Origin of the sequence: Roseateles sp. (assembly GCF_031397715.1) — a bacterium.
Lineage (GTDB): Bacteria > Pseudomonadota > Gammaproteobacteria > Burkholderiales > Burkholderiaceae_C > Paucibacter_A.
On record NZ_JANNMI010000338.1, the window covers coordinates 1 to 10098 of the forward strand.

General features: G+C 62.8%; 10 protein-coding genes. 3 read left to right on the top strand and 7 right to left on the bottom strand.

Translation table 11 applies throughout. The features are described from left to right. A partial coding sequence (locus RMO57_RS14795) for a hypothetical protein (protein WP_310387883.1) occupies positions 1-180 on the top strand: 180 nt, incomplete at its 5' end. 43 nt (positions 181-223) lie between these two features. Here the strand turns inward: RMO57_RS14795 and RMO57_RS14800 are convergent. Continuing rightward, positions 224-1090 (bottom strand): MBL fold metallo-hydrolase, encoded by an 867-nt coding sequence (locus tag RMO57_RS14800; protein WP_310387886.1) that lies wholly within the window; start codon positions 1088-1090, stop codon positions 224-226. An 81-nt stretch (positions 1091-1171) separates the two neighbouring features. Between RMO57_RS14800 and RMO57_RS14805 the strand changes: the two genes are divergently transcribed. Beyond that, complete coding sequence (locus tag RMO57_RS14805; RefSeq protein WP_310387888.1) at positions 1172-1669, top strand: heavy metal-responsive transcriptional regulator; 498 nt, start codon at positions 1172-1174, stop codon at positions 1667-1669. On the opposite strand, the gene RMO57_RS14810 is transcribed toward RMO57_RS14805, so the two are convergent. The 4 genes from RMO57_RS14810 to RMO57_RS14825 form a co-directional block, all read right to left on the bottom strand. After that, the gene (locus RMO57_RS14810) at positions 1644-4040 is read right to left on the bottom strand and encodes a tetratricopeptide repeat protein (protein WP_310387889.1); all 2397 of its coding nucleotides are present in this window, start codon (positions 4038-4040) and stop codon (positions 1644-1646) included. The two genes, RMO57_RS14805 and RMO57_RS14810, sit on opposite strands and share 26 nt — an antisense overlap. Positions 4041-4187: 147 nt before the next feature. Beyond that, positions 4188-4586: a GxxExxY protein gene (locus tag RMO57_RS14815; RefSeq protein ID WP_310387891.1), complete on the bottom strand. Its 399-nt coding sequence runs from the start codon at positions 4584-4586 to the stop codon at positions 4188-4190. A gap of 268 nt (positions 4587-4854) precedes the next feature. After that, positions 4855-5973 carry an HAD family hydrolase gene (locus tag RMO57_RS14820; RefSeq protein WP_310387893.1) on the bottom strand — a complete coding sequence of 373 codons (1119 nt, stop codon included), beginning with the start codon at positions 5971-5973 and terminating at the stop codon, positions 4855-4857. A gap of 113 nt (positions 5974-6086) precedes the next feature. Beyond that, complete coding sequence (locus RMO57_RS14825; RefSeq protein ID WP_310387895.1) at positions 6087-7649, bottom strand: arylsulfatase; 1563 nt, start codon at positions 7647-7649, stop codon at positions 6087-6089. A gap of 217 nt (positions 7650-7866) precedes the next feature. Between RMO57_RS14825 and RMO57_RS14830 the strand changes: the two genes are divergently transcribed. Continuing rightward, positions 7867-8889 (top strand): LysR family transcriptional regulator, encoded by a 1023-nt coding sequence (locus RMO57_RS14830; RefSeq protein ID WP_310387896.1) that lies wholly within the window; start codon positions 7867-7869, stop codon positions 8887-8889. On the opposite strand, the gene RMO57_RS14835 is transcribed toward RMO57_RS14830, so the two are convergent. Further along, complete coding sequence (locus tag RMO57_RS14835; protein WP_310387897.1) at positions 8874-9383, bottom strand: glycine zipper family protein; 510 nt, start codon at positions 9381-9383, stop codon at positions 8874-8876. The two genes, RMO57_RS14830 and RMO57_RS14835, sit on opposite strands and share 16 nt — an antisense overlap. Before the next feature lie 128 nt (positions 9384-9511). Further along, on the bottom strand, positions 9512-10098 hold a 587-nt coding region (locus RMO57_RS14840; protein WP_310387899.1), incomplete at its 5' end, for a DUF2950 family protein.

A 10098-nucleotide genomic window follows, 5' to 3' on the forward strand; every position in this document is an offset into this window, starting at 1 on the left:
CTGCTGTTCGGCATAGCCCCCGATGGCGGGGTCAGCGAGTTGGCTTGCCTGCCCACCGACTTGACCGAGATCTACGGCGTCTGCCGGGGCCGCACGCTCGACGGTCAGCTGGATGTCTTCCCTAACGACAAAGACGGGCGGGTGCAGCAGTGCCGCGCCGAACTCAATCCCCAGGGTTAACGGCAGGCGCGCTTGCTGCGGGCCTTGCGTTTGCCTTGATGATTTACTTCACCCACTGCGGAAAGTAGCCCAGCCTATCTTGCGCGGCGCTGTCGTGCGCCGGCAGCAGCATCAGCGCCGGGTCTTTGCCCATCAGCGCGCGCAGCTGCTCGACGCTGCTTTGCGTTTGCTCGGCATGGCCGTCCACCAGTGCGGCTGCGGCCCAGAACTTGGGCGCGCCGGCCTTGACGGCGTCAAGCGTCCAGGCCACGTCCCCGATGAAGAAGTAGACCTGCCCGCTGTCGACTTTCAAGAACATGCCAATTGAGCCCGGCGTATGGCCGGGCATGGGCACCAGCACGACGCTGCCGTCGCCAAACAAATCTAGGCTTTGCGCATAGCCGCGGTAGGGTTGCGGCTTGAAGGCCAGCAAGTCCCATTGGATCGCCGTGCTGCCGATCTGCGAGGCCCAGGTGCCGCCGGGCCCGTTTGTCGGGTGGCGGATCAGTGCCATCTCGGCCGGTGCCACGCTGATCTTCGCCTCGGGGAAATCCAGCACACCGCCGGCATGGTCCCAATGGCTGTGGCTGAGAATGACCCGGCTCAAAGGCGGGATGCCGGCGCGGTCCAGTTGCTCGCGGGCCGGCAGTACGGGCGCTTCGTATTTGAAAAAGGGCCGCCACCAGAGCGGCATATCCGCACGGTACTGGCCGGCGATTTGGCGCCCCATGCCGGTGTCGAACAGAAAGTACTCGTCCTTGTGCTTGATCAAAAAAGCCGAGAAGTTGGAGTCGACTTCTTTACTGAAGCCGCCGCCCGGCACCAACAGCCCCTCCATCACCGCGACACGCGCGGTCTTGATGATGGCGAAGCCGATTTCGGGCGGCTGGCTTTGCGCCCGAGCAGGCATGAGCTGCATCAAAGTGGCCATCAGAAGAACGTGAACAAGTGATCGCATGAAGTGGCTGCCTAAGCATGGGGTCGAGAAGGTAGTCAGCTTAAAGATTGGTCTATGCTCCAAGGTCAAGCCCGTGCCTACATTTTTTCCCCAGCCAAGATGAACATCAGCCAAGTCGCCAAAGCCTGCGGCATCTCCACCGATACCGTGCGTTACTACGAGAAGCAGGGCCTGCTGGCAGCACCGGCGCGGCAGGAGAACGGCTACCGCAGCTATGTGCCGGCCCAGGTGGAGCAGCTGCGCTTTATACGCGGGGCGCAGGCGCTGGGATTCTCGCTGCAGGAGATCCGCGCGATCTTGCCGAGGCTGGCGCAAGGCAAGTTCGGCCGCCCCGAGATCGAACAACAGCTGGCGACCAAGATGGCGCAGATCGACGCTCACATCGCGCAGCTGCAGGTCTTGAAGGGCGAGTTGGCGGCGACCTTTTCGGCGCTCAAATGCGCACCCGATCGCGTGCTGGTGACGGCCGACAGTATTGCGCCGGACAGTGGCAGCGGCGCCGGCGTGGCGCTGCAAAAGCGCCGCTTCAGCCGCCCTTCAAGCGTGCAATGAACTGCTCCAGCTGCGCATCCGGCGGACCTGGGCGGCGCATCTTCTCGGCCCATTGGATGGCTTGGGCTTGCTGCCCGCCTTGCGCATAGAAGACCGCCAAGGCATAGGCCATGGAAGGATCTGCAGGCTCCAGCTTTTGCGCCGTCAGCAAGGCGCTTTCGGCCTGCTTGCGCTGGCCCAGGCCCTGCTGCACCAGGCCGAGGTTGTAGTGCACCTTGGCGCGTGCGGGCAGCAGCTTGGCGGCGCGGGTCAGCGCGGTAGCCGCCTCGGGCATGCGCTGCTCTTCGGCCAGCAGCAGGCCGAGCGAATACTGCAGCTCACCGAGTGCAGGCATGCGCGTGAGGCCTTCGACCAGCACGGCCTCGGCCTTGGGGTTACGGCCGGTGGCGCTATAGAGCTGACTCAGGTTGGCACGCGCCGGCGTGAAGTCGGGGTCGATCTTGAGGGCGTTCAGGTAATGTTGCTCGGCCTGATCGTTGGCACCCTGGTTCTGGCGAATCACGGCCAGATTGAGTTGTGCGCCGGGCATATCGAGCGAGACGTTTTGCGTGGCGATGTACTCGGCCAGCGCGGCATCGAAGGCCGGCTTCAAACTGATGCCGATCTGCCCTGCGGGCAAGCTGGACAGGCTGCGCGCGGCGGCATTGCGCACCGCCCGGACCGGGTCGCTCAGCATGGGGCCCAAGGCGGCCAAGCGTTGCGCGGCCGGGGCCGCCTCCAGGCTGTCAGCGGCGGCGGCACGCACCTCGGGGCTTTTGTCGCGGCTGGCGTCCATCTTGGTACTGAGGCCCAAGTCCGAGGCGTAGCGCAGCTCGGCCAGCGCAGTGGCACGGACGATGGACGGCTGGCTCAAGTTCGCCGCCAGCTCGATCATGCCCGGCTCAGCTTCAGCCTTGCCGGCGCGCGCAGCGGCCAAGGTTTCGGCAAAGTGCGGACGTTGCTTGTTGGGATACCACTTCTGCACCCAGTCGGCCGCCCACTGTGCCGGCTTGTCCGCATGGCATTGAGTACAAGCGTTAGGTGTGCCGAGCTTGACGCTGAGGTCGGGGCGCGGGATGCGCAGGCTGTGATCGGGCCGCGCCTGTATCTGCATAAAGTTGGTCGACGGCATATGGCAGGCCACGCATTGCGCGCCGGCCGAGCCTTGCTTGTGAAAGTGATGGGCCGGGCCGTCGTACTCGCCGGCCGCGCTGGTGAAGGGCTGATTCGGCGCGCTTCTTGGGGTCGCCGCCGGCGCATGGCATTGCAAGCAGAGCTGATTGCCCGGCAGTTTCACTTTGCCGGTATGGGCGTTGTGGCAGTTGATGCAGGACACCCCCATCTGATGCATCTTGCTTTGCCGGAACGAGCCGTCGACAAAGACCTCGTCTTGCTGCTGCCCGTCGGCGTGATACAGGCCGCTGGTGAGCAGGGTAGGTAACACGTTATCCAGCAGCGGCTGGCCGGCGAAAGGCTTGCCGTCCAGCTCGGTGCGGCGAGCGTGGCAGCTGGTGCAGACATCGCCCTGTTTGGCGCCGTCCTGGACCTTGGTGTCGACGTTGAGCCCGTAATTGGCGACGCTGGTCGGCGCCTTGCCGGCGGCCTTCAGCGCCGCCCATTCCACATGCGGCTTGCCCGGCCCATGGCAGGCTTGGCAGCTGACGTTGGGCTCGCTCCAGCGCGAGGCGAACGTGTCGGTCTTGGCGTCGTAGTTCTTCTGGTAATTGGTCGTGTGGCAGCCAATGCACATGGTGTTGGCGGTCTGGTAGCGGCCGGTCCAATGCAGCACGTCGCCGGCCGGTGCGTTCTCCTTGGGCAGCAGATGGAACCATTGCTTTTTGGGCGCATCCCAGGCGATCTGCAGCGGCTGCAGCCGCCCGCCGGGCATCTCAATCAGGTATTGCTGCAGCGGGTCATGGCCGAAGGCGTACTTGATTTCAAAATCGGCCAACTTGCCGTCCGGCCCATCGGTGTTGACGAAGAATTTACCCTCGCGCATGAAGAAGCGGGTCTTGATGCCCTGGTGCTTGAACTCGGCGTTATTGAAGTCACCGCGTACCGTGTCAGGGCCGGCTGCGGCCATTGCCTTGGCGTGGTGCGAGCCCTGCCACTGTTTTGCCTGATCCGCATGGCAGCTCAGGCATTGTTTGTTGTCCACATAGGCGGCGTGGCCGACAGGCAGGGCGGCAAGCTGCGGCGGCGCTGGCGTTTGTGTTTGCGGCGGCGCGTCTGCGGAACGCAGCCACCACCAAGGCAGCAGCACCAACAGCGCCGCTAGCAACAGCAGGGTCAGCGGTTTGAAACTGAAGCCTAAGCGTGGGCCGCGTTGGGCGGGTGCCGTGGCTAACGCTGTAGCGGCAGCAGCGGGGCCCTTCTCGTTCTTTTTGCTCATGCTGTGCACTGTATTGCAGCCCGTGTTGGGCGGGGATTTTGAACAGAAAGACACGCAGATCGCAAAAGAAGAACAGTTTGCGGGCGCTGGGCTTAGTGTTCCTTCGTGAGCTTTGCGAGCTTCTGTTCAAGATTTGAGATTCAAGCTTCAATCGACGTCCCGCAAAACCATGCGGTGGATGCCATCGACCAGACGCAATTCGTGAAAGTTGATGAGAAGTCCCAAAGGAACATTCATCAGCTTCATATAGCTCAGAAGTTGCGCCTTGTGGATAGGCAACACTTCGGTGACCGCCTTCAGTTCAACGATAAGACAGTCGTCTACAAATACATCAAGCTGGAGGGGCTCTTCAAAAGTGAAGCCCTTGTATTCGACCGGCACGACGACCTGCTGTAGAGCGGGAATCCGGCGAAGAAACAATTCCCGCACCAAGCACTTTTCATATATGGACTCGATCAAGCCCGGTCCCTTGAGTCGATGTACTTCGATGGCGGCGCCAATGACTTGGCGGCTCAATTCGTCAGCATGTTGAAATTTTGGATGCATGCGGTTGGCTGCTGTGGGTTTCGTGAGCTTTGTATTCCTTTGTGATCTTTGCGATCTTCTGTTTGATTTTGATCGCGCCGCTCAGTGCTGGAATTGCGTGTGCCGGAAACTTTGAACAGAAGATCACGAAGATCAAGAAGATCACGAAGAAAGACGGGGAGTAATGGCTTTGTATTCCTTCGTGATCTTTGCGATCTTATGACTCTCTTCTCGCGTCGGTCGGGGCAACCGCACCGGCGGCAGATGCCAGCGGACTCGCGAACTTGGGCTACTTGTTTGCCGAAAACACCTGCGCCCAATCCGACTTCATGCTGATGACCGTCCAGCCGCGCGTGCCGGTCTCATCCAGCCCGCGCGCGAGGCGGCCGATCTTGGAGTCGCGGTCATAGGCGTATTCGCGTTCGCCATCGTCATGGTGGACGAAGGCGGCGAAACGCGGCCCAGGCCCGGCGCTGGTCCATTCCAGCATCTGGAAGTCGCCGTCGGAGTTGCCGAAGGCCATGATGGGCCGCCGACCAATCGCCTTGTGAATGCCGACCGGCTTGCCGCCCTTGTCGTCATTGAAGAACAGTTTGGACTGCTGCACCAGCACCGGCTTGCCGTCGCGCAACTCGTACTTCAGCGCCAGGCTGGAGCCGACCACCTGATGCGGCGGCACGCCATAGACCTGTTCGGCAAAGACGCGCATGAACTCGATGCCGCCGCCCGATACGATCCAGGTCTGAAAACCATTGACGCGCAAGTAACTGAGCAGTTCAAGCATCGGCGCGTAGACCAATTCAGTAAAGAGGCGCTTGAAACGTGGGTGCTTGGCCGTCGCCAGCCAGCCCTGCACGGCGGCGGCAAACTCCTCGGTGGTGGCGCCCGCGTGGGCCGCAGCGACCAGCTCCAGCAAGGCCTTCTCGCCGCCCGCCATGACGGCCTTCATATCGCCGTTCAACAAATCCTTGAACGGCGGCTTGTTCTTCCACTCGGGGTGGCTGGGCGCCATGGCCTTGACGCGGTCCAGCGCAAACGCGAGCTGAAAGTACATCGGCTGCTCGGCCCACAGCGTGCCGTCGTTGTCGAACACTGCGATGCGTTCGGCCGGGGCCACAAAGTCGGGGCCACCTGTCTCGGTCACAGCCTTGACGAAGGCCAAAATGCGCGCCTTGGCCGGGCCGGCGTTCCAGCTCGGCAGCGGGTCGCTTGGCTGCGCCAAGCTGAGCGTCTGGCTGAGCCCCGCCGTCGCGACAATCAGCGCCGCTCTCGCAAGCAGCGCGCGGCGCACGACGCCCAAGCCGTGTTGAGGGGCGATATGCAGTCGGCGCTGCCAGCGGAGCAAGGCGTCGTCGCGGAACAGCGCCTGCCCTGCCTCATCATGCCCTGCGAGCTTGCTGGTTTTCATGGCGGCACAGTGCAGTGGATGAGGCTTGTTGGTGTCGGGGCGGGGAACTCGGGTTCCCAAAACGAATGCACCCGCCGACTTTCGATGGCGGGTGCAAGAGGGTAGGTTCGCCCTTACTTGGCGCCCTTGCCCATCTCTTCGATTTGCTTTTGCATCTTGCTCAGATTGAAGGAACCCGCCGTCTGGCTGGCCGGGTAATCCTTGAAGGTCATCAGGAACTTGCCGACTATTTCCGTCGCCGGCGAGATCAGGTAGACACGGTCCAGCCACCAGTCATCGAAGGTGTTGGCGTTGTGCTGGGCTTTCTCAAGCGGGTCGCGACGCAGATTGAAAATCAGCGGGGCGCGCAGTTCAACGAAGGGCTCGCGCCACAGCGGCATCGCCTCGGCACGGTTTTCCATGTAGACGACCTTCCAGTCACGCACGCGGGCCGCGACGATCTCGCCAATGTCATTCACATAGATGAATTCCTGGCGTGGCGACTCCTTGACCTTGCCGCTCAGGTAGTCGAGCATGTTGTAGCTGTCGAGGTGGTTCTTGTAAGTGCGGCCATTGAGTGCCACGCCCTTCAGGAGCTTTTCCTTGATGTCGGGCGCGCCGGCAGCGGCGGCGAAGGTGGTCAGCCAGTCTTCGTGGGCGACGATGCCGTTGAGCATCTTGTCCGCCATGAACTTGCCAGGCCAACGCACGAAGCACGAAACGCGGTAGGCGCCTTCCCAGTTGGTGTTCTTCTCACTGCGGAATTGCGTGGTGCCGGCGTCGGGCCAAGTGTTGTAGTGCGGGCCGTTGTCGGTCGAGTACTGGACGATGGTGTCGTTGGCCAAGCCCAGTTCGTCAATCACCTTGAGCAGTTCGCCGACGTGCATATCGTGCTCGACCATGCCGTCGCTGTATTCATCTTGGCCCGAGATACCGCGATGCTCCGCCTTCACGTGGGTGAGGAAATGCATGCGTGTGCCGTTCCACCAGACGAAGAAGGGCTTGCCCGCCTTGTGCTGCGCAAGGATGAATTTCTTCGCGGCAGCGACGGTTTCGTCATCGATGGTCTCCATGCGCTTCTTGGTGAGCGGGCCGGTGTTCTCGATCTTCTGACCCCCGTTGCCGTCGGCCCAGGTATGCATCACGCCGCGCGGGCCGTATGTCTTGCGGAACTCCGGGCTCTTCGGGTAGTCCAGGTTTTCCGGCTCCTCTTCGGCGTTTAAGTGGTAGAGGTTGCCCAGGAACTCGTCGAAGCCGTGCATGGTGGGCAGGTGCTCGTCGCGGTCGCCCTGGTGGTTCTTGCCGAACTGGCCGGTGGCGTAGCCTTGCGCTTTGAGCACCGTGGCCATCGTCACATCCGTCTTCTGCCAGCCTTCTTTCGCGCCGGGCAGACCGACCTTCAACATGCCGTTGCGCAGGGGCACGGAGCCGCCAATAAAGGCCGCGCGACCGGCGGTGCAGCTCTGCTGCGCGTAGTAGTCGGTGAAGCCGACGCCTTCCTTGGCGATGCGGTCGATATTGGGCGTCTGGTAGCCCATCATGCCGCGGCTGTTGTGGCTGATGTTCTGGTTGCCGATGTCGTCACCCCAGATGATCAGAATATTGGGTTTTTTGGCCGCTGCGGGTGCCTGGGCGTGGGCGACTGAAGTCACCCCCACCACAGCTACCAACAGCGCCGCGAGCTTTCGTATGAACATATGGGTATTCCCTTCACAAAGTTGCGTGGCACAGACGCTTTTGCATGCCCGGCTGTTGAAGCCCTGCGCCAAGCCCGGCGCCATCATTCGGGAATGCGATGATGGCGGTGGGCTTGGACCGTGGAAGACTGGCGGCACCGGCATGCGATAGAGATTACAAGCGCATTGCTAGCTAGAGTCCAATTACAAAAGGTAATTCAGCCAATACCGCTCAGACATGAAATTAGCGAGCAGTCTTGATATCAATCTGATCCGCTTGGCGGTGGTCTTGGCCAAGCACGGCAACTTTGCGCGTGCCGCCGAGTCGCTGCATATGGCGCAGCCGACCTTGTCGCGCAGCATTGCCCGGCTGGAGGCCACCTTGGGGGTGCCGATCTTTGACCGCACCCGCGACGGCGTGGTGCCCACCGAATTTGGCCGGTTGGTGATTGAGCGCGGGCGCGAGTTGCTGAACGGCAGCCGTGAGTTGTTCCGCGAGATCGCTTTGCTGCAGGGTGTCGAGTGTGGTCAGCTGAAGGTTGCCTGCGGGCCGTTTCCCTATGCCATCTCGGCTGGGCGGGCGCTCGCCGGCCTGATGAAGAGCCACCCGCAGGTGCAGTTCAGGCTCGGCCAACACAGCCCCAAGGCCACGGTCGAACAGGTGCTCGGCGGCGCGGTGGATTTGGGGCTGGCCGACACGCGCGAATGGCTGGGCGACCCCCGGTTGGAGATTGAAGCGCTGCCGCAGCACCGCGCCGTTTGGGTCTGCCGCGCCGGCCACCCCTTGGCTGGCCGCAGAGACTTGTGTTTGCAGGATGCCTTGAACTACCCGCTGATTTGCGGCGTCATGCCGCCGCAGGTGGGCGCCATGTTTGGGGATCATTCGGCCGCCGGGCAGCGCTGTGCGGAGAGCGGGCAGTTCTACCCGGCCGTCACGCTGGATTGCATGCAGCTGGGCCCCGCGCTGGCGGCCGCCTCGGACGCGCTGTTCCTGGCTTCCCCGCTGATGGCCACCGAGGAGCTGCGGCGCGGTGAGCTGGATTTTCTGGATCTGCACCTGCCTTGGCAGCACACGCACTACGGGTTCATCCACAAGCGCGCGCGCACGCTGTCGCCGGTGACACTGGCCTTTATGGATTTGGTGCGCGGTTTTGAGCAAGAAGCCCTGGGCCAGGAGCAGGCCTTGCTGAGCGCGCATTTCAGCGCCAGGCCGGCCGCCGTGCCCCATGGCGAGCGCAGCAAGGCCTACTTGACCGTATAGCCCTTGCCCTCCAGGCAGGCTGCGCGCGCCTTGGCGAAAGTCGCCGTTTGCTGATCCGCTGCGGCTTGCTGCTGTTGCTGCTGCGCTGCGGCTTGGCTCTGCGCTTGCTGTTGGCTTTGTTGAGCGGCGGCGGCATTTTGCTTGCGGCTGGCACCGCGCGCTGCCACCATGCCGGCGGCAGCGCCGGTGTCGGCGTCGCCGCTGACGACTTCGCCGACCACCGCTCCCTTGGCCGCTCCCTTGAGGCCGGCACCCGGTGTCACGCCTTTCTTGGGCGCAGGTGCGGGGGCCGGGGCCGCCGCAGCCGGCGCTGAAGCGGGCTTGGCAGGATCAAAACCAGTCTGCTCGACGGCCCAGGTGTAACAGCCTGCCTCATCGGCCTTTTGCTGCTCCGCCGTCTGACCCTTGGCCGGGTAAACGAACTGCTGCGCCAAGGCCGAGCCGGCCAGAAGTAGCAGCGCGGCGGCCTTCAAGATACGAAAATTCAGCGCCATGACGGTTTTCTCCAGAGTGAGCGAAGCAGCCCGAAATTTGCACTCAGCAGCTTCGGTGCCAGGCCAAATACATGACAGGCCTGCAGGCAGGAAAAGCGCGGCCGCAAGCGAAGGCCGCGCCCCGGGCATCAAGGCTGCGCCACCGCCTGCCATCCCGGGCCAGGATTGAAGCTCGTGATCGAAGCGGCGACCTTGGCCGAATTCGGGCCCAGATCGGCCTCGAACACCTGGCCGTCTTGATTGACCATGAAACTCATCACGCCGGTCTCGCCGTACTTCAGCGGCCAGGCCAGCATCGCAAAGCCGGTCTCCATGCGCTTGCCAATCAGGTAGTTGCGCGCGCCGCCCTTGGCTGCATCGCCTTGAGCGGACAGCAGCTTGAAGCGGTAGCCGTGATAAGCCTCGCCGGCTTTCTTGGGCAAAAAGGCTTCACCCAGAGGGCTTTCGTCGCCCAAGCTGGTGGGCCAGATCAGACCGTCCCGCTGGCCTGCCGTGCTGCTGATGCGCTGGGCGTACTCAAGCACACCGTCGCCATTGCGATCGACCTGCGCATATTCACGCTGGGCATCGACCGAGGCCAACAAGGCCTGGATGGTGGCGTGCTCATTGGCGCCAATGCGGCGCTCCAGCACATTGAGCTTGCCGCCCGCCGGATCAAAGCGCCACTGGCCGTCTTTGCCCTGCAACAGCGGAATCGGCAGTGCCCAAGGGTCGG